Origin of the sequence: Terrabacter sp. 2TAF16 (genome assembly GCF_052115065.1) — a bacterium.
Lineage (GTDB): Bacteria > Actinomycetota > Actinomycetes > Actinomycetales > Dermatophilaceae > Terrabacter.
This window is the reverse complement of the sequence record NZ_JBFRFZ010000007.1, coordinates 346,597-365,450: the sequence shown is the minus strand read 5'-3', so window position 1 is coordinate 365,450 and position 18,854 is coordinate 346,597. Positions and strand designations below refer to the sequence as shown.

Genomic DNA, 18,854 nt, shown 5'->3' with positions numbered 1-18,854 from the left:
TGGTGGTGTGCGTCACGAGAGTGGCAGAGCGGGGGCCGTGGTGGGCGGTGAGTCCGACGTCCGGCGCGCCGGAGGGTCGAGCAGGGCCACCTGGACCGGTGTCGAGCGGCCGTCGACGACGAGGTGGCCGCGACCTGCGCGGCGCGTGCTGTCGATCTCGAGACGGACGCCCAGCACGTCGCCATCACCCGGGGACGTCGCACCGAGCAGGATCCCGACCCCGTCGCGCGATACCTCGGGGAGGAGTCCGCGGAACGCGCCGTTCGCGCGGGCCAGCTCTGCTGCGACCACGACGATGCCCTCCGTGCCGTCGACGAGGCGAGCAGCCTCGACGAGTGCCGCCTCGACCCGGCTGCCGTCCACGAGCTCGGCGTCGTCGACGAGCAGGCACAGATCTGGATCGTCACGCCGCATGCCGATCAGCTCCGTGGCGTGGTGTGGTGTCAGGGTCGGGCACTCCTGGCCTGCCGCCCAGAGGGAGAGGACGGACCGGCGGGGACTGACGACACAGACGCGTCGTCCCAGCCGGAACAGCTGTTCGCCGACGGTCACCAAGGTGGTCGAGCGCCCGGACCTGTTCTGTCCCGCGACGACGACGCGACGGTGACCGGCGCCGAGCGGCAGGGCGAGGGGTGCGGCGTCGTCACCGCCGACACCGATCCACAAGCCGTCCCGGACCGGTGGCAGGTCCTCGAGCCGCGCCTGCTGCGGCAACGCCGAGATGCGCCAGGGGACGCGGGCGCGTCGGTCCCGGGAGCCGGCACGGTGGACGTCCACGACCCGGGCCACGGCCTCCGCGACGTCGCCGGGTGAGGTGGCGGCCAGCTGCACCTCGTGGCCGGTCCGCAGGTCGATCGCCCGTCCGGGCGTCCTCGTCGTGGTGGCGAGCTCGGGGGAGACGCCCGCCAGGGTGAGGTCCAGCGGGTCGGGCAGGTGGAGGGCCAGCCGGTGGTCGAGCAGGCCCGGAAGCCTGCCGGAGAGGATGGCCCGGCCACCCGTGACGGCGAACCTCACCCCCGCCCGGGGGCCGTCTCGCAGCAGGCGGTGCAGCTCGTCGACGGCGGCACCGTGGTCGAGGCTCGACAGGGCCTCTTCGAGCGACTCCCAGCCGTCGACGAGCACGACGGTGCAGGCGGCCGCGGGCTGGTCGCCGTCGACCAGTCGGAGGAGGCGGGCGACGAGGCGTCGGGTGCGGGTCGGGTCTGCGCCGTCGGTCACGGTCCCCACGTGCGGGAGCGACGCGAGTGCGGCGCACGGCCCGGCGACGCCCTGGAGCACGTGCACGTGCACGTCGTCGGGTGAGGTGCTCCCCGCAAGGCCGAGGGCGAGGGTGACGAGCGCGGTGGAGCGACCCGAGCGTGGCCCACCGGCGATGCCGAAGTGGCCGCGGTCGCCTGCGCGCCACCAGAGGGTGTCCTGTCGCTGTTCGTCGGGCACGTCCACGAGACCCATCGGCACGTCGAGCGGCGTCGACCCCGACGCGCGCGCCGCAGCGACCATCACGTCGGCCGGGGTCAGCTCGGTCGGCAGCGGCGGCAGCCAGGGAGAGGGCTGGGAGGGGATGCCGGCGCGACGAGCGGCGTCGCGTGCTGCGTCGACGACGGCGAGGAGCTCGCTGGGGCGGGGCTCCTCGTCCGAGACGTCCTCGGCAAGGGCGATCGGGGCCAGCAGGTCGCGCGGGACCACGCGGGTGCGATCCGCCGACCCGGGGCCCTCGACCAGCGGGCCGCCGAGGTAGGCGGTCTGCACCGTGGTCAGGCTCCGGTCTCCGGAGCGTAGGCAGGCTCGTCCGGGAGCTCGCGGGTCGAGCGACGCGGCGTCTGCGGCGTCGACGACGTCCTCGCTGTCGGCGCGGTCACGGACCCGGAGCGCGATGCGCAGGGCGATGTTGGCCCGCATGTCGGCGGAGACGATGCCTGCCGGGCGCTGGGTCGCCAGCACGAGATGGAGACCGAGCGACCGACCGAGGGCCGCGACGCGCACGAGGCCCGCGATGAAGTCCGGGAACTCGTCGGCGAGGGCCTTGAACTCGTCCACGACGATGACGAGGCGGGACATGGGAGGGAGCTCACGGCATACGCCAGCGGAGCGCCGGTAGTGGTCGAGGTCGCGCGCGGACGCCCGCGCGAGCAGCCGCTCACGGCGCTTCATCTCGGCATCGAGCGAGGTGAGCGCCCGCGCCGTCAGGTGAACGTCGAGGTCGGTGACGAGGCCGACCGTGTGCGGCAGCCGCGCGCAGTCGCCGAAGGCCGAGCCACCCTTGTAGTCCACGAGGAGCAGGCCGAGCTCATCCGGCCGGTTGCTCACGGCGAGGCCGGTCACGAGGGTCTGGAGCAGCTCCGACTTGCCCGACCCTGTGGTCCCGCCGACGAGCACGTGCGGTCCGTCCGTCGCCAGGTCGACCATGAGGTCGCCGCCGGTCGACCGCCCGAGGAGGGCGACCGGACGACCGGTGCTGCGTGCCCACGACAGCGCCAGGCCGTCGCCGGTCGTGGGGTCGACGCCCGCGCCCCGGTGCAGCTCGACGAACGACACGTCACGGGGCAGGGCTGCCGATCCTGACTCCGGTGTGGCGTCGACGTACGGCGCCAAGGCCCGGCTGACGCCTTCGAGCCAGCCGACCGACGGCAGGTCCGGGACCACCCCGGTGAGGGTGTGCCCCTCCGCACGAACCGTGGCCGACGGTGCAGCGGCGTCCAGCTCCACCGTGGCGCGCGTCTCGGCCGGTAGCGCGGAGACGTCCGTGTCCACGCAAACGGCGACGATCCCGGCCGTGGGGCCGTCGCGCAGCAGGTCGGCGACCCCGGGACGGGCCCGCAGCCCGCTGGCTCCGTCGAGGAGCACGACGACGTCGGGAGCAGGACGTCGCGAACCTGTCCAGCGACCGTCGTCCGCCGCACGTCGGCTGTCGACGAGCTCGCGGAGGGCTGAGACATGGCGTGCCACGTCTGCCGCGCGGCCGGTGACGCGCGCCGGCGAGCCGTCGTCGTCCCGGACGTGGGGGAGGTGTGCGGCCCACTCCCAGTCGAGCGCGTGCCCATGGGTGTCGGCGAGGACGTGGACCTGGACGGTGCGGGGCGTGTGCCACGTCGCCACCTGCAGGAGCAGGCCGCCGACGAGCGAGAGCGTGTGGGCCCGGGGGCCCGCGACCCCGACGACACCCGAGGTCGCGAGATCCAGCAGGGCGGGGAGCCCGTTGACGTGCGGTACGCCGTCGGGTGCCGGGCCGGACACGTCGACCCGGGTCGGCTGGGTCGCGGTCCCGAGACGGAGCACCAGGTGGTCGTCGTCCGAGGGCCGTCGCTCCCACAGCCGGGTCCCGCGCCGACGGGCGACGGCCTCGAGGTGTCCGAGGTCGGGATGATCCGCGCGCCGGGCGGCCGCGTCGGCCGCGACGGCCTCTGCGAGCGCGCTGCGGGCCTGGGCCAGCAGCGCGGCGTGCTCACGGACCTGCCGGCGATACGACACCCGACCAGCGCGTCGGTCGCTCCACCACTGTCCGATGAGGAGGACCGGCGACATCAGGGCGAAGAGGAGGAGGGCGGGGGAGGACAGCGCGACGGCGAGCACGGCCGACAGCGCCACCGGAGCCAGCGAGGCAAGGAGCGGCACACGCTGTCGGTCCGGGCGGGACGGGACCTCGGGAAAGGTCACGGACGGCGGGACGCCCGCGTCGCGGAAGCGCGGCTGGCGGTGGATCCGGACCTCGCCGTCCACGACATCGTGGTGGCCGCCGCGGACGTCCACGCCGCCCAGGACGAGCGTCGTCGACCCCACGGTCAGCAGCTGACCGGGCTCGAGGCGCGCCCCGTAGCTCGGCAGCAGCGTCCCCTCGATCCGTGACCCGTTGGTCGGGTGGTGGTCGACGACGCTGACATGGTCAGGGGTCACGGTCACGACCGCGTGGGCGCGGGAGACGCCCGGGTCGTCGAGGCGTACGTCCGCGGACGCGGCTCGCCCGATGACGTGCTCGCCCCTGCCGAGGGACACGACCCGCCCCGCGCCGACGCCACCGGCGAGCCGCAGCTGCACGGCGCCTCGACCCGTCGCGACCGCGATGGGATCACCCGGCCGGGTGATGGTCAGCAGGGCACCCCGCAGGAGGGGCGGTGCCCCGACGAGGGCGTCGTCGGTGACGAGCCGACCGTCGGTGCGGAAGCCGCAGCCCCGGACGCCGGCGACGTCGGCGAGCTCGGGACGGATCTCGCCGAAGCGTGTGCCCGACGGGGCCTCGATCGTCACGTGTCGCGGACGCGCGCCGAGCCCACGGGTGTCGACGACGGTCATGGTCAGGCGCACCGGATCCTCCTTCTCGTGTGCCCCCATGACACAGCGCAGGAGCCGGTCGTCCGGGGGCGCGTGCACAGGTGTGGACGATGGCGACGGCGAGATCCCGGGCCCGCTACGGTGCCCGGCGCTCGCACCACCCCACGGCGACCCTGTGGAGGAAGATCACGCGTTTGGACGCATTTGACCTAGCTTGGACGCGCCAGATCGCGACAGTCCGGGCAGGATGTCGGGCGTAGCAACTCACAGGGTTCAGGGGAACGCATGTCCACACAGGAAGCGGTGCGCCACGTCGAGGGCGAGGTCCGTGAGCTGATCCGTCGGTCGGGTCTCGATCCCGCACATGACTCCAAGGCCGTACGCCGTCTCGTCCAGGACGCCGTGCAGGACTACGACGAGCGCTCCCTCCACGGGGGTCTGCCGACCCTCGGAGATCAGCGACTCGCCGTTCACTCGATCCTGGCCGTCGTCGCCGGCTACGGTCCGCTCCAGCAGTACTTCGACGACGCCGCCGTCGAGGAGATCTGGATCAACGAGCCCTCACGCGTCTTCGTGGCCCGCGGCGGGATCGCCGAGCTGACCCCCACGATCCTCACGGCCGACGACGTGCGCGACCTCGTCGAGAGGATGCTCAAGAGCAGCGGCCGGCGCGTCGACCTCAGCAGCCCCTTCGTCGACGCGACGCTCGCCGACGGCTCACGGCTCCATGTCGTCATCCCCGACATCAGCAGGGCGCACTGGCAGGTCAACATCCGCAAGTTCGTCGTCAAGGCCGACCACCTCGACGACCTCGTCCGGCTCGGCACGATGCCCCGACAGGCGGCGACGTTCCTCGAGGCCGCCGTCGCGAGCGGCCTCAACGTGCTCGTGGCCGGCGGCACCCAAGCGGGCAAGACGACGCTGCTCAACTGCCTCGCCGCCGCGATCCCGCCCCGCGAGCGCATCGTGACCTGCGAGGAGGTCTTCGAGCTGAAGATCCCGCAGCGCGACGTGGCCGCCATGCAGTGCCGCCAACCCAGCCTCGAGGGCACGGGCGAGGTCCCGCTGCGCCGCCTCGTCAAGGAGGCGCTGCGGATGCGTCCGTCGCGCATCATCGTCGGCGAGGTGCGGCAGGAGGAGAGCCTCGACCTGCTCATCGCCCTGAACAGCGGCGTGCCGGGCATGTGCACCGTGCACGCCAACAGCGCCCGCGAGGCCGTCACGAAGATGTGCACGCTCCCTCTGCTCGCCGGCGAGAACGTCTCGAGCCGCTTCGTCGTTCCGACGGTGGCGGCGGCGGTCGACGTCGTCGTCCACGTCGCCCTCGAGCGCGACGGCGTCCGACGGGTCCGAGAGATCGTTGCCGTTCCCGGACGGGCCGAGGGGGACGTCATCGAGATCGCCGACCTCTTCGTCACGCGCGAGGGTGCCCTGCGACGGGCCGACGGGTTCCCGCCCCACCGGGAGGCCTTCGAGCGGGCGGGTTACGACGTGGCGGCCCTTCTCGGTCAGGCGGACTCGTGATCTCGCCTCTGGCGATCGGCCTGTTGCTCGGTGTCGGCGTCTTCTTCGTCTACTGGTCCTCCTGGCCCCAGGAGCCCGCCCGCGAGAAGGTCGACCGGGGCGGCTTCATCGTCGAGCTGCGTGACCACCTCACCCAGGCCGGGTACTCGTCGGTCACGCCGGGCAACGTCGTCGCCGGGTCGGTCGTGCTCTTCGTCGTGGCCTTCGTCCTGGTCCTCGCCCTGACGCGCGTCGTCCCGATCTCGTTGTGCTTCAGCCTCATGGCAGGCGCGATCCCGCTCTCGCTCGTGCGAATGCGAGCGCGCAAGCGCCGCAACAAGCTTCGCGACCTGTGGCCCGACGTCGTCGACAACATCACGTCGGGCGTGCGGGCGGGCCTGGCGCTTCCCGAGGCACTCTCGCAGCTCGCCGTCCGCGGTCCGGCCGAGCTGCGTCCGGCCTTCGCCGCGTTCGCGGAGGACTACCGGACGACAGGGCGTTTCCACGACTGTCTCGACCGGCTCAAGGACCGGCTCAGCGACCCGGTCGGAGACCGCATCGTCGAGTCGCTCCGGATCGCCCGCGAGGTGGGTGGCAGCGACCTCGGGAAGCTGCTCCGCACCCTGTCGTCCTTCCTGCGTGAGGATGCCCGCACCCGCTCCGAGCTCGAGACCCGGCAGAGCTGGACGGTCAACGCAGCCCGTCTCGCAGCCGGCGCCCCGTGGGTCGTCCTCGGGCTGCTCGCCCTCAACGGCAGCTCGCTCGCGGCCTACTCATCGCCAACGGGCTGGGCCGTCCTCGCGGTCGGGGCTGCGCTGTGCGTCGTGGCCTACCGGACCATGGTGTGGATCGGGCGACTCCCCGAGGAAGAGCGGGTCCTCCGGTGAACGGGCTGGCAGGTCGACTCAGCGAGTTCGTCGCCGACGGGTGGTCCTGGGTCGGCGCGAGCGCGGGCGTGTGCCTCGTCGCGGGCATCGCTCTCGTCGTCGCCGGACTGCCCGCGAGCCGCCGCCCGACCCTCGACGACCGCCTGGAGCCCTACCTGCGCGACACGCCCCGCCCGTCGACGTTGCTCTCCCGGCCGGCCCCGCCGCGTGGTCCGTTCGGCTTCGGTGAGCTGCTCGCGCCCTACGTGGCCAGGTTGGGCTCCGGGGTGGGCGCGCTCGTCGGGGGCGCCCCCTCCGTGGCGCGTCGGCAGCTCCGCGCGGGGCAGCCCGCGGACGTCGAACGGTTTCGCGCCGAGCAGGTCATGGCCGGGGCAGTTGGGGGACTGGGTGGTCTCGCCTTCACTGCCGTCGTCGCCGTCGCGCAGCGACGTTTTCCGGTGCCGGTCCTCGTGTCGATGGTGATCGTCGGGGTGCTCGGCGGGATCGCCGGTCGCGACTACCTCCTCAGCCGCGCCGCGAGCCGGCGCGAGGCCCGCATGCTCACCGAGTTCCCCACCGTCGCAGAACTGCTCGCCCTTGCTGTCAGCGCGGGAGAGGGTGCCGTCGGCGCGCTGGAACGCGTCTGCCGCCTGTCCCGCGGAGAGCTCTCCGACGAGCTGCGCCGGTGCCTAGCCGACGCCCGGGCTGGGGCCAACCTGCCCACGGCACTCCAGGGTCTCGCCGACCGCACCGGGCTGATGAGCCTGACCCGTTTCGTCGACGGCATCGTCGTCGCCGTCGAGCGTGGAACGCCGCTCGCCGACGTGCTCAGGGCCCAGGCGCAGGACGTCCGCGAGGACGGGCGACGCACCCTCATGGAGGAGGGCGGGAAGAAGGAGATCTACATGATGGTCACAAATGTCAGCCGTTACCCGTCCTAAATTCGTTCACGCTGTCGCGGCTGGCACGCACGCCGCCGTTCCTGCGGCCTTTGTCCAGCGCTTGCGCGAAGTCGCTTCAGCGGCAACGTGTCGCAAGATGGTGGTGTGTGCGCTCCGTGGGTCAAGGTTGGGCCCATGGATGCACCCGTCGCCCAGGCGCAGTTCGCTTTGTGAGACTCAGTGTGGCGCGGCCCGGACTCTGACACATGGCCGTTAGGGTCTGCCCACATGACCTCACACACGAAGCCTTGCGCCGGGTGCGGCGCCCTCATCGACACTGCTTCGCTGGCGACCCATCAGCAGTGGCATGCGGGTTTGGTGCGGCAGGTTCGGGTTGAGATCGACGGGCTCTCTTCGCGTGTGACCGAGCTCGCTGCTGAGCTTGCGGATCTCAAACGTAACCAGGACGCCCAGCCGGGGTGAAGACGTCCGCGGCAGCCACTGCTTCACGAGCGCACCGTCGGACTCGATGGGGGAGACAACCTGAGCGAGCGATTAGCGTTCGTGGCGAGCAACGCGCGCTAGCGATGACGAAGACAGGGCGGGGGGCACGATGCGGTACGCGGTTCCGATGACACGCATTACGTGGGAGGTGCTGTGCAACGTCGCCGAGAGGACGCGGAACGACCGACACGCAGACGCCCTCACGCGACGGGCGCTGCGTCAGGTCGAGGAAGCTGAGAAGGTCTACGTCGAAGTGGACAACGACTTCATGGTCTTCGCCAAACTCGACGCCCAGGAGGCCCTCACTGTGCGGTCAGTCTGCTCGTCGCTCCTGTCCGAATGGATCGAGACCCTTCCCGAGGACCGTGCTCTGTGGAGCGAGCAGGACCGCGTGTCTGCGAACTGCATTGAGCTGGACATAGGCGAGATGGTGATACACGCAACCGGCGTCACGACGGAGGTGAAGCCGAAGCGGGGTTGGTTCAGAAGACGGTCGTAGACACGCCTTCACGACATCGTGCAGTTGACCAGTCAGTCGTCGAGCTTGCGCGGGCCGGCCTTACGGGACGCGTCGGTCACCGGGTGCTCCTCGACGTAGGTCTTGGTCGCCGCGTACTGGTCAGCGATCCACTGGTCGAGCACGGTGATCTCGATGCGCCATTGCCCGCGGCCGCCGATCTTGATCGCGGGCAGGTCGCCCGTGCGGACGAGCGCGTAGACCTGGGCCTCGGTGCTCGAAAGCAGCGTCGCGACGTCGCTCAGCGTGTAGAAGCGTGGAGCCACCGGCGACGTGCGATCGAGGGCTGACTCAGTCCTTCTCGGGCGCATTCGCAGATGATGCCACCCCTGCCCAGAGTGGCCCGGGAGGCGCGGCCTTGGGCGGCGGGGTTACGACGCGCTCCTGAGATGGTTCGCCTTCTCGCTCTTTCGTCGGCTAAAGGGCGCCAACGTGGCGATCCCGCTCAGCTGGACGAAGACATACAGCATCCGCACGCCGCGAGCGACCATGAACACGAACGCCCCTGTAGCGAGCCAGTGAGCGTAGGCAGCCGAATCTGCGCGATCAACCACCTTGCACACTACGAAGACCAGCAGGGCGAGACCGCTTCCGGCGAGTGCCGCAACCCACTGCCTTAGCACCTTGCCGTTGGCAACTTCGCGGAACCGCTCGATAGAAGTGCCGGACAACGCTAGGTACGCGGCCAAGCCCGTTGCGCTGAAACCCAAGAAGATGCCGGTCGCAGTCATGAGGTCCGTGTAGAGGCTCATCCTGTCGGCGAAGGCCATTCCCCCCAGCAGATCCCAGGCCGGACTGAGACGGACCGAAGCTTGCCACGCACCGATCGTGAGGATTCCGGCGGCAAGGTAGTCCACGAGTGGGTGCTCGAGACACCAGTTGCGTACGGTCTTGTATCCGTTCTCCATGACGCCCCCTCCCTGTCCCTTTCCAGACTAGTCCCGCCCGGTGTCAGCCTTCGGGATGCGGCTTATGTCCTGCCGGCCAGCGCGCTTGCGATGTCGTCGTAGAGCGCCTCGTAGGCGGCAGCAATGCCTTGGCTCGCCGACAGGTCGGTGGGGCCCGAGCCCTCCTCGTCGATGTCGACCTCGACCGACTTGGCGACGGACTCATTGATGAAATCGAAGGTGTCGACGCGACCGTCCTCGAGTCGCTTGTACTTCATCTTCGCTTTCGTGACGACCTGACGCGCGTCGTCGTCCTCGACGATCTCTCGGAGCTCCCCAAGCGCCGTGTCGCTAGCCTCGTGCAGGCCTCGATCGATCTTGACGATGACATCGATGGTCACGCCGCCCAGGCGGGTCCGGAAGTTGTCGAAGACGTTTCCGAGCATGGAATTCTGTCCAAGTACCTGCCCAGCGGCCGCGGCATCCATCTCGATCTCCATGCTTGTCAGCTGGTCAACATCGCTCAACGCGCGCAAGGCGTTGATGTCCGCCAAGGCCTTGATGGTGATGGGATCTTCGAAGAAGCCTCCCGCGTTGAGAAAGTCACGGAGAGATGCGGGCCCAGGCGTGTGGGTGCCGGCTCGAAGGACTCCGACGACGTTTCTGGGAAACAGCCCGTAGTGGGTGGGTTCCGCCAAGGTGTCGTCCTTGCCGAGCTGGAGCGGCCGGTAATTGCGATTGTTCTCAATGCGGATCCGCACGTCCCGGGTGATGCGGTCGAGGATGAGCATGTCGCAAGCACGAACACCCTTGCCGTTGGGCTCGTAACACGAGCCCAACAGCTCCATGCGCGCCACGTGAAGGTAGGCATCCTTCGCCGGGAGCGCGCGGACAGCCGCGAGCAAGCCCGTCCAGTCCAGATCTGGCATCTGCTTGCCGTCCTCGTCGAGAATCTCGAAGAAACGGACTGTGCGACTCGGCATGAGGCTCCCCTGTGAGTTTTGTGCATCGGCCGGCCAAGCCTAGGGTCGTGGGGCTTGTAGTGGCCCGAAACGGGGCAACTCAGCCTCAAACAGCCCTGGCATCGAACGCGTGTTCGATGATCCGGCACACTGGTGCCATGGCTGGCGGATCCGGGCGAGGGCACCAACACCCTCTCCCGCCCGTGCCGGCCAGCCGCCGCCATGTCTGGGTCGCGGGCACCCGGGAGGCGCCCGGACCGCACCCTGGTGTCTTGCTCGCATGGGAGCGCCGCGACGGACAGTGGTTCGCGCTCGTCTCCTATTACCTCGAGGGCGACGACGTCTTAGCCCAGCAGTGGCTAGCCGCCGAGCTTGTGACGCGGGTCGGGGCGTGACTGAACGGGCTTGCAGTACCGATGTCGGCGATATGCCGGACACTGATCGCGAGCCGCTTCGCGCCAGGGTGATCGGCAGCACAGGGGAGGTGTGGCCATGTCGGCCGCGACTTGGTTCGGAGTTGTCGGGATTGCATTCAACCTCGTGGGTGCGCTCCTGTCGGGCTGGGCTCTGGTGCAAGACGCCCGCGCGAACGATCACGCTTTGGCGCGTGCCTTGGCGGGGGCAAAACGGGGGTTCATCTGGTACCGGAACCCTCGGCGCTGGCGCCGGAGGAGGATCGTGCGCCTCGACGGCGTGGAGTTGAATGCGGGCGGCGTGGCGATTGCGACAGCTGTGGATGGGGACTGGGCGCCACCGAATGACGACATCGAGCGCATGCAGTTCGAGATCTCGAACCTCAAGGCCCGGCTCGACGGGGTGTCTCGACGGCAGGGCGGCATGCAGAAGCAGCTGTTCGACCTGCGCACGACTCTGCGTCAGGAGGGCCGGGCGCTGCGCGCAGAGGTCAAGAACGCCGCAGTCGGAAGTCTGACGGTGCAGCTCTGGGGTGTGGTGATGGTGGCCATCGGCAGCGTGCTGTCTGCAGCCGCTGTGCTGCTGACGCAGTAGCCCCGCTGGTCGGAAGAGCTCCCCTGAGGGATCTCCGGCGGGCGCTGGTCGGGGTCACTGTCCGCATCCGAAAGGGGGACTTGGACTCTCCCGCCATCGCTCCCCGCGCTGCGAAAGACTCTGAGATCGCAGGTCGGGGTGACGTTGACGCCCACCGGAGTGGCTTGTGGTTCTAGCGGCCCCGCGCCCAGGACATGTCGCCCCAGCTGCTTCCGGACCCGCGTCGAGGCAGCGACGGGAGCTCGCCGTCGTGGACGTATGGGGCGCGCTCGTCCACGCCTCGTGCTGACGCTGGCCGGGCACTCGGCAGGCCGGTCGCCTTCCGCTGACGACGCCTCACGGCGCTCACAGGTCGACCGGCTTCTCGCCGGGCAGCGCCACCCAGTCGGGGAGACGCTCACCCGGCTTGAACACGACCTCGAGCCCCGTCTCGGGATGCGTGGCCGACAGCCAGTCAGCGGTGAAGCGGTGCGGCCGGACCTTGGCGCGGCCGGACTCCTGCGCGGCCTCGTCCATGGCCTGCGCGGCCCGCTCTGCTCGGATACCCATCACGCACCCTGCAGGGCCTTGTAGACGGCGAACGCACGCGGCCGTGCGACTCCGACGTCGCCGCGCCAGTGGGCGACGATGCCGACCTGGCCGTTCTCGGCGTAGCGCTCGGTCAGGGTCTGGATCGTGAGGTCGAGGCGCTGGCCGATGAGCAGCTGCGTCCAGTCGCCGGTGAAGACGTCCGTGGCGCGACCGGTCATGGTGCCCTGCGTGTAGCTCGGGACCTGGTTGGTCGTGAAGCGCTGCAGTGCCTCGACGTCGGCCGGCATGCGCAGCGGCTGCCCGGTGGTGTCGTAGGCCTTGGCGTACTGCCGGGCGGCCTTCGCGTTCCAGATGAGCGCGTTCGGTGCCTCGTTGTAGTCGCGCGGCGTAAACGCCAGGTCGAGCAGCTCGTTGTAGAAGCTCGCGGGCGTCTGCGTCGTGCCGTTCGCGGCGCCCCCGAGCACCGAGGACGCCGCCACGGCGTTGAGGGTGCCCAGGACGCCGCGCGGGTTCGGCGGCGTCGGCAGGTTGACGGTGCCGGCACCGGTCGTGACCGACCCGTAGAGCGCGACGAGGTCGAGCTGCAGCGCGAAGGCTTCGGCGATGGCGTTCGCGACGATCTCGTCGACGTTGTTCGCGTCCTGGAACCACTCGAGCGAACCGACGACGAGCGTGCTCATCGTGGTGGCCGTCAGGGTGACGTTGTCGAACGTCGGGTCGGAAGCGGTGATCGTCGAGCCCTCGGCACGGAAGGCGGCCGTCGGGTCGCCGGTCAGGCGCCCGATCTGGACCGTCTTGGCGTCCATGGGCACGATCTCGGCACCGGCCTGGATCACCGCGGACAGGTTGCGGGCACGGTCGATGATGTCGCCGAACCACACGGTCGGCACGATCGCGGACCCGGACGCCGTCGACATGGCGCGGACGAGCTGGCCGAGCGAACCGTGCTGGCCGGTGACGGCGGCGTCACGCTGGCTCGAGCGAGCGACGGACGCCGCCACGACCTCGTGGTCGCAGAATCGGGTCCCGCGGGCCACCGTGGCGGGCTGCAGGTCGTCCGCGCGGACGAACGAACCACGCGCCGAGGCTGCCGGCTGACCACCGGCGAGGCCGCGGGCGGCGGGCTGCGTCCAGTGGATCTCGCGAGCGAGCGCGTCGGTTGCCTCGTCGCGGGCCAGCTCCGACTCGAGCTCGGCGATCCGGGTGCGCTGCGCCTCGATCTCGCCGTCGATCTGGCGCAGCTCGGCGGCGGCCGCCTGGGAGCGGGTCGCCTCGTCGGCGGTGAGGTCGCGGTTCCCGTCGGCAGCGGCCGCGGCGCGGATGCTGTCAAGGATGGCCTTCTGCGCAGTACGCGCCTGCAGCTTCGTCGCCATCGCGGCGCGAACCTGCTCGATGAGAGTGTGGATGGTCATGACTGTGGTTCTCCATTCCGGCCCCGGACGACACGTCGACGGGGCGCAGCGATGCATTGAGTGATGGAGTGCCGCAGGTCAGTCGGGCCGTGGCGCGAGCGCTGCCTCAAGGTCGGTGAGATCTCCGATACTCCGGACGACCGGGGGTGATCCGAACTCGGGCCGAAACGCGAGTGACCATCTTCCGCGATCGCCGGGCGGAACCTTCCACCTGGCAAGAGCAACGATACAAGGCCACGCCGACAGTCCCCGCGTCTGGCGAGTGTCCTGCGTGGAAAAAAACGTCGGATAGAGAGCGAGGCGACTCCGGGGTCGCGCTGGTGGTCTGGTGTCAAAATTCGCTGCCCTGTGTGGTCGCGGTCAGGGCTCGGTGCCGTAGGCGCATCGTTCGGTCCTTGCCGGCCCAGACACCGAACCCACGGGTCTTGGGTGCGGCTGAGCTGCATTCGTCGAAGACGGGGCACCCGACGCAGAGGCGTGCGGCTTGTCGTCGGTCGTGCAGCGAGTCGGAGAGCCAGCGGGCATCGCCGAGACAGGGCACGGTCAGGTGGACGGCGACGGCGGCCGCGACTGCGCGGACGAGGGTCTGATGCGCTGTCTCGGCTCGGGCCCGGTGTGGGTTTCCGACTTCGTGTGACGTGGTCTGTTGACCTGTCCCGTCCTGTCCTGGTGTTACGCGTAACACGTAGCGTCACCCCTCCCGTAACGTGCACGTATCGAGGCACATCGAGTGGTCGCCCGCATCATGAGCGCGCTTGCGGCGCATGCGGATCCGCGAAGCCTCGGTGTTGCGGCGAACGCCGGGCGGTGGCACGTGATCGTGGATCCGTGGCAGCCGAACGGTTTGTGCGCCGCGGTCCTCGTTCACGAGCGAGAGGATCCCCAGCCTCTCGAGCACCTGCTGAGGGTCGTCCACCTGAGCGACAAGCGCCGCGAGCGCCTTCTTCTTCGGCATGACGCCGTCCCAGTACCTGCCGCGAGAGCACGCCTGGACGAGGCACACGTAGCCCCAGCGCGCCTCGAGTGGGGCGAGATCCCATTCGGGCCACTCGGTGAAGTCGTCGGAGAATCGGAGCCAGCTCACTCGACGCTGCCCATCATTCGCACGGTGATGCCATCTCGCTCCGCGCGTGCGACGACGTCGCCGACGTGCTCCGTCCGGATGGTCCAACCCTTGAGGCTGCGAGCTCGCTGGACCGGGACTCGTTGTGTGCGAAGCCAATCCGCGACGTTGCCACGGAGCAGCGAGTGCCGGCTGCTGGTGGCGATGCTGTAGACGAACATGCGCGACGTCATGACGGCCCCAACGGTTCGCGCATCGCAACGCGGGGGTAGGCCGCTTCGACCTCGGGGTAGCGGTCGTGGTCGAGCGCTCGGTGCACCTGACGCTGCACCCGGCGGCGCGTGCGGATCTGCTCGACCCGGGCCCGCGACCGTCTTACGCTGGCAGTGGAACGCGCCTGCTCGAGGATGCTCCGATCGGCCGCCCCGGTGTCAACGGGGCGGCCTTCCTCGCGGGTCATGCGGCATCACCGCCGCGGAGAAGGGCTGCCAGCCGGTCGCGCTGCGCCCGCGAGAGGGGCGGCGCCTCATCGACGACGCGGCGAATGTAGGCCTCGAGACCAGCGCTACGCAGGTTCTGACGGGCCTCGAGAAGGTCTGGGTCGTCTGCGGTTCGGGATCGAGTCAGGGCCGCAACGCGGGCTCGCTCGTGCCTCAAAGTCGAGGACATGGAAAGGGCCTCTTCCGGGATGCAAAGATCGCCCCCGGTGAGAGGCCTAGATGCAGATCGTGTGTTCCTGCCCGCGCGTCCTGCGTCGCGTCTGTGCTGCTTCGAACCTTAGCAAGTCAGTCGTATCAGCTGCCGCAGAGACACGCGCGCGAGGCCCGCGGTAGCGAGCTGGTTAAGGATCGGCTCGACCGCGGTCATGGCGCGCTGCAGATCCAGACCGCACCGCGGGCACCGCAGGACGGCATTGCGATGCCCCGCTCGGAACCCGGCGGTCGTCTCGCCGGTGTAGCTGTTAAGGCGCCGCCCCCGAGGGCCGTGTGCACCACGGTGCGCGTCGGCAACCCAATGACCGTCCGCCACGTGATGGAAACGTTCGACGGACACCTCTTTGCCATCGTGTGCGGGCTCGTCGCAGAAGACGAGGACGCGTGGCGTCGTCATCGGCCGGCCCAGTCGATGCGTACCTGTTCGGGGGAGAAGCGAACACCTCGTCCCGAGGGCAGGATGTGCACCGTCATGAGCGACTTGATGACCGTGCGAAGTTCCTTGAGCTCGAGGTGGTCTATGGCCTTCACGACATCCGTGGACTGGACGACGCGGGCCAGGGGGGCGGCAACTACCCCGCCACCCTGCTCGAGCTCGAGGCGATCAATCTGAGCCGTCAGTGGGCCGGCCTGGGCCCGGACGGCGTCAGCATCGAGAAGCCCATCGGCTAGCAGCTCCGCAAGCCCGTCTCGACGCCGGCGCAGGTCGCTCACCTGGGTGCGGATCCGCTCGAGCTGGTCGCCGGACTGAAGCAGGTCAGATGCGTCGGAGCGGCTGAGTCGTTCACGCAGAACGCCCACCACGACTTCATCGACGTAGGTCATGTGCCGCGTCGAGTAGCAGGTACGGCACCTGTAGACGAGCCGTCCCTGTGCGTTGGTCGTGGCATACATGACCGCGTCGTCTCGGCCGCACAGGGCGATCCCGCTCAAGAGGTACTTGACCGCGGTGGATGGGGGCGATGCCTTGCGTGCCGGGTCGCGCAGGATCGCGCCGACTCGGGCAGCGACATCGGTCGACAGAATCGTCAGCTGCGCCGAGCCGAAGTCCTCGCCCTTGGACGAAACCCGTCCTGCTGTTCGCGGGTTGAGTAGGACTCGTCTCACGCTGGTGACCGACCACCGGTTGCCGATGGTCGTAGGGATGCCGCGTGTGTTCCAGTCGGAGGCGATGCTCGCGAGGGTGTCGCCGGCGATCACGCGCTCGGCGGCCTTGCGGATCTCTGCGGCCTCACCGTCGACGAGAGAAACGTGGTCACCGTCTCGCTGGAAGCCGAAGGGACGTCGGGTCCAGAGGACCGTGCCGGCCTGCGCGCGCTGCCTGTTGGCGGCAATCTGGCGGGCTGCCTTCTGCTGTCCCTCGTATGCCGCAACTGAGCCGAGGAGTGACGCGACCATCCGGCCCGACGGGGTCGAAAGGTCGAGGTCGGAGGCCTTGACGGTGGCGATCGTGAGCGCGCGCCGTTCCGCGATCTCGACGAGGTCCACGAGGTCTCGGAGACGCCGGTACAGGCGGTCGGTGTGCCAGCAGACGAGCACGTCGTACCGCCCGTCGATCAGGTCCTCGAGCAGACGTCGCCACTCGGGTCGGGGCTTGCCACTCGTCGCCGAGCGGTCGTTGTCCTGGTAGATCTCCTCGACGACCCAGCCGTTGCGCTCGCACAGTTCCCGGCACTCGGCGAGCTGCCGGGAGACGGCCATTCCGTCGCCGGAGCGGTCGAGTGACTGGCGGGCGTAGATCGCTGCGCGCTTGCTCATGAGAGGAACAGTAACGGTTGACAACCGTGGTCCCCATCGTCTTCCTCACCTTGCCGGTGACGGTGCTCTTCGCGCTCTACCCCGGCCTCAGCTTCCTCCACCTCAAGCTCTGACGCCCGGCCCACCGAGTGTCCTGTCACCGCAATCCAACACAGGGAGAAAGAGAATGAACCGCATCATCACGGCACACGCCCGAGCCCGAGCGGCCGTCACGACCGCCGTGTCTCGTCGGATCGCCGGCGCTCGTGACCGTGGGGACGTCCCCGGCTGGGTCCTCATCACGATCATGACCGCGGGGCTCGTCACCGCGCTGTGGGCCCTCGCCGGCCCCCAGCTCGGGCAGCTCTTCAGCGACGCCATCTCGGACGTCAAGGGCCCGTGACGCCCGGGTCGCTCCTGGCCCGGCTGGAGCACCCCTCAACCAGCGCAGCTGATCGCGAGCGTGGTTCTGCCATAGCGGAGTTCGTCATGGTGGCTGCACTTCTGCTGGTTGTCGCGATGGGGGTCTTCCAGCTCGGCCTGGCGCTCTACGTGCGCAACACGCTGATCTCGGCCGCGTCCGAGGGCGCCCGCTACGGCGCTCGAGCCGATGCGCAGCCCGGTGACGGCATCGCACGCACCGAGGCGCTCATCACCTCGGCGTTGAGCTCGACGTTCGCCCAGGACGTGAGCGCCACCCGTTCCGTCACCGCCTCGGGGGTGCGCGTCGTGGAGGTCCGCGTGACGGCGCCGCTGCCGGTCATCGGTCCGATCGGACCCACGGGCGCACTCACGGTGTCCGGTCGCGCCTTCAGCGAGGAGCAGGTCGTGGCCGGAGGCACCCGATGATCCGGCCGCAGGACGTCCTCGCCCGGGCTGGCCGCCGGAGTGACGTCGAGGCTGGTCGCGCCATCCTCGAGTTCATCTTCCTCGGCCTCCTGCTCCTGCTCCCGCTCACCTACCTCGTGCTCACAGCGGCTCGGCTCCAGGCAGCCTCCTTCTCGGCGTCGCTGGCCGGGCGGGAGGCCGGCCGAGCCTTCGTCACGGCGCGGTCCGACGACGACGGCCATGCCCGTGCCCGAGCGGCGGCCCAGCTGGCCTTCACCGACTTCTCCTTCGAGGACGGCGCAGCGGTGTCCGTGGCGTGCGACGGCTCTCCCTGCCTGCGCCCCGACGGAACGGTGACCTCCACGGCGACGATCAAGGTCCGGCTTCCGCTCGTGCCGGACTTCATCGCGTCGCACGTGCCGGCCTCCGTGACCGTCTCGTCGACCCACGTCGCCTCCGTCGACCGGTTCGTGGCGCGATGACGAGCACGTATGCCGTCCGCCTCCGGGCCGTCGTCCGTCGCCTCCGCGCTCGGACAGGTCACAATCGGGCCCGCGACGAGGGCCAGATCGGCGTCCTCGCCCTCGGCCTGTTCGTGCTCGCGACCCTCCTGGTCCTCGGCGCCGTCGACGTCACCGCGGCTCAGCTGGCGCGGATGCGCCTGCTCGACGCCGCAGACTCGGCGGCTCTCGACGCCGCCGATGCGCTCGACGAGCGCGCCGCCTACGAGGGCGGCGTCCTCGACCAGCTCGCCATCACCGACGAGTCCGTGGCCAGCGCCGCCACGGCCCATCTGGCGCGCACGCCGCTGCCGTCCGGGATCACCGCGTGGTCCGTCGTCCCCGGCACCGGCACGAGCGACGGCGCCACAGCCGTCGTGACGATCCAGGGGACGGCCACGCTTCCGATGAGCGGGTGGGTCCTCGAGACCCTCGGCGGCAGCGTCACCATCACCGTGACGTCCCGGGCCCGCGCGCCGCTCGGGTGACTCGGGGCGGCGCCGCGGCACACGGACCACCTGTGGTGATCACCGACCGTCGAGGGGCGGGAGGGACATACGTGGCGCAACCGCCTGATCCGCGTCGCCGACCGACAGGAGCCCCCCCGTGGCCGACCCCGATCCGTTGGAGCACCTTCCGGCTGACCTGCGGCGTGAGGTCCAGTAGGCCGCCGTCG

The 18,854-nt window shown here is 70.0% G+C and carries 21 protein-coding genes; 9 read left to right on the top strand and 12 right to left on the bottom strand.

The features are described from left to right. Positions 1–12: 12 nt before the first annotated feature. Entirely contained in the window at positions 13–4,299 is a 4,287-nt protein-coding gene (locus AB4Z14_RS13750) for an FtsK/SpoIIIE domain-containing protein (protein ID WP_442275666.1), read from the bottom strand. A 252-nt stretch (positions 4,300–4,551) separates the two neighbouring features. Here AB4Z14_RS13750 and AB4Z14_RS13745 point away from each other — a divergent pair, with 252 nt between their 5' ends. Genes AB4Z14_RS13745 through AB4Z14_RS13735 form a run of 3 tightly spaced genes read left to right on the top strand, consistent with a single transcriptional unit; the run spans position 4,552 to position 7,576 of the window. Beyond that, the gene (locus AB4Z14_RS13745) at positions 4,552–5,790 is read left to right on the top strand and encodes a CpaF family protein (RefSeq protein WP_442275665.1); all 1,239 of its coding nucleotides are present in this window, start codon (positions 4,552–4,554) and stop codon (positions 5,788–5,790) included. After that, on the top strand, positions 5,790–6,656 hold the full coding sequence (locus AB4Z14_RS13740) for a type II secretion system F family protein (protein ID WP_442275691.1): 867 nt from the start codon (positions 5,790–5,792) through the stop codon (positions 6,654–6,656). The genes AB4Z14_RS13745 and AB4Z14_RS13740 overlap by 1 nt, the downstream gene beginning before the upstream one ends. Further along, on the top strand, positions 6,653–7,576 hold the full coding sequence (locus tag AB4Z14_RS13735; protein ID WP_442275664.1) for a type II secretion system F family protein: 924 nt from the start codon (positions 6,653–6,655) through the stop codon (positions 7,574–7,576). Before AB4Z14_RS13740 ends, AB4Z14_RS13735 begins: the two co-directional genes overlap by 4 nt. A gap of 234 nt (positions 7,577–7,810) precedes the next feature. Here the strand turns inward: AB4Z14_RS13735 and AB4Z14_RS13730 are convergent, their stop codons facing one another. Continuing rightward, a complete protein-coding gene (locus tag AB4Z14_RS13730) occupies positions 7,811–8,026 on the bottom strand; it encodes a hypothetical protein (RefSeq protein WP_442275663.1) in 216 nt (71 codons plus the stop codon). A 121-nt stretch (positions 8,027–8,147) separates the two neighbouring features. On the opposite strand from AB4Z14_RS13730, the gene AB4Z14_RS13725 reads away from it, so the two are divergent. Then, positions 8,148–8,519: a hypothetical protein gene (locus AB4Z14_RS13725; RefSeq protein ID WP_442275662.1), complete on the top strand. Its 372-nt coding sequence runs from the start codon at positions 8,148–8,150 to the stop codon at positions 8,517–8,519. Positions 8,520–8,551: 32 nt separating this feature from the next. Here the strand turns inward: AB4Z14_RS13725 and AB4Z14_RS13720 are convergent, their stop codons facing one another. The 3 genes from AB4Z14_RS13720 to AB4Z14_RS13710 form a co-directional block, all read right to left on the bottom strand. Further along, complete coding sequence (locus tag AB4Z14_RS13720; RefSeq protein WP_442275661.1) at positions 8,552–8,803, bottom strand: helix-turn-helix transcriptional regulator; 252 nt, start codon at positions 8,801–8,803, stop codon at positions 8,552–8,554. Between the two features lie 105 nt (positions 8,804–8,908). Beyond that, the gene (locus AB4Z14_RS13715) at positions 8,909–9,445 is read right to left on the bottom strand and encodes a hypothetical protein (RefSeq protein WP_442275660.1); all 537 of its coding nucleotides are present in this window, start codon (positions 9,443–9,445) and stop codon (positions 8,909–8,911) included. 62 nt (positions 9,446–9,507) lie between these two features. Then, entirely contained in the window at positions 9,508–10,407 is a 900-nt protein-coding gene (locus AB4Z14_RS13710; protein ID WP_442275659.1) for a hypothetical protein, read from the bottom strand. A gap of 471 nt (positions 10,408–10,878) precedes the next feature. On the opposite strand from AB4Z14_RS13710, the gene AB4Z14_RS13705 reads away from it, so the two are divergent. After that, positions 10,879–11,394, top strand: a complete 516-nt coding sequence (locus AB4Z14_RS13705; RefSeq protein WP_442275658.1) for a hypothetical protein — start codon at positions 10,879–10,881, stop codon at positions 11,392–11,394. Positions 11,395–11,739: 345 nt separating this feature from the next. Here the strand turns inward: AB4Z14_RS13705 and AB4Z14_RS13700 are convergent, their stop codons facing one another. From AB4Z14_RS13700 to AB4Z14_RS13670, 7 genes are all read right to left on the bottom strand, one after another. Beyond that, the gene (locus AB4Z14_RS13700; protein ID WP_442275657.1) at positions 11,740–11,943 is read right to left on the bottom strand and encodes a hypothetical protein; all 204 of its coding nucleotides are present in this window, start codon (positions 11,941–11,943) and stop codon (positions 11,740–11,742) included. Then, on the bottom strand, positions 11,943–13,337 hold the full coding sequence (locus AB4Z14_RS13695) for a phage major capsid protein (protein ID WP_442275656.1): 1,395 nt from the start codon (positions 13,335–13,337) through the stop codon (positions 11,943–11,945). The genes AB4Z14_RS13700 and AB4Z14_RS13695 overlap by 1 nt, the downstream gene beginning before the upstream one ends. A gap of 331 nt (positions 13,338–13,668) precedes the next feature. Continuing rightward, a complete protein-coding gene (locus AB4Z14_RS13690; protein ID WP_442275655.1) occupies positions 13,669–13,878 on the bottom strand; it encodes a WhiB family transcriptional regulator in 210 nt (69 codons plus the stop codon). A 150-nt stretch (positions 13,879–14,028) separates the two neighbouring features. Then, positions 14,029–14,292 (bottom strand): hypothetical protein, encoded by a 264-nt coding sequence (locus AB4Z14_RS13685; protein WP_442275654.1) that lies wholly within the window; start codon positions 14,290–14,292, stop codon positions 14,029–14,031. 125 nt (positions 14,293–14,417) lie between these two features. Then, a complete protein-coding gene (locus AB4Z14_RS13680) occupies positions 14,418–14,621 on the bottom strand; it encodes a hypothetical protein (RefSeq protein WP_442275653.1) in 204 nt (67 codons plus the stop codon). An 8-nt stretch (positions 14,622–14,629) separates the two neighbouring features. Further along, positions 14,630–14,860: a hypothetical protein gene (locus AB4Z14_RS13675; protein ID WP_442275652.1), complete on the bottom strand. Its 231-nt coding sequence runs from the start codon at positions 14,858–14,860 to the stop codon at positions 14,630–14,632. Positions 14,861–15,506: 646 nt separating this feature from the next. Next, a complete protein-coding gene (locus AB4Z14_RS13670) occupies positions 15,507–16,871 on the bottom strand; it encodes a recombinase family protein (RefSeq protein ID WP_442275651.1) in 1,365 nt (454 codons plus the stop codon). 166 nt (positions 16,872–17,037) lie between these two features. Between AB4Z14_RS13670 and AB4Z14_RS13665 the strand changes: the two genes are divergently transcribed. From AB4Z14_RS13665 to AB4Z14_RS13650, 4 genes are all read left to right on the top strand, one after another. Next, positions 17,038–17,253: a hypothetical protein gene (locus AB4Z14_RS13665; protein WP_442275650.1), complete on the top strand. Its 216-nt coding sequence runs from the start codon at positions 17,038–17,040 to the stop codon at positions 17,251–17,253. Positions 17,254–17,324: 71 nt separating this feature from the next. Next, positions 17,325–17,699, top strand: coding sequence for a TadE/TadG family type IV pilus assembly protein (locus AB4Z14_RS13660; RefSeq protein WP_442275690.1), 375 nt, complete (start codon positions 17,325–17,327; stop codon positions 17,697–17,699). Next, positions 17,696–18,160 carry a pilus assembly protein gene (locus tag AB4Z14_RS13655; RefSeq protein WP_442275649.1) on the top strand — a complete coding sequence of 155 codons (465 nt, stop codon included), beginning with the start codon at positions 17,696–17,698 and terminating at the stop codon, positions 18,158–18,160. Before AB4Z14_RS13660 ends, AB4Z14_RS13655 begins: the two co-directional genes overlap by 4 nt. Next, complete coding sequence (locus AB4Z14_RS13650; RefSeq protein WP_442275648.1) at positions 18,157–18,666, top strand: pilus assembly protein TadG-related protein; 510 nt, start codon at positions 18,157–18,159, stop codon at positions 18,664–18,666. The genes AB4Z14_RS13655 and AB4Z14_RS13650 overlap by 4 nt, the downstream gene beginning before the upstream one ends. The last annotated feature ends 188 nt before the right edge of the window (positions 18,667–18,854 follow it).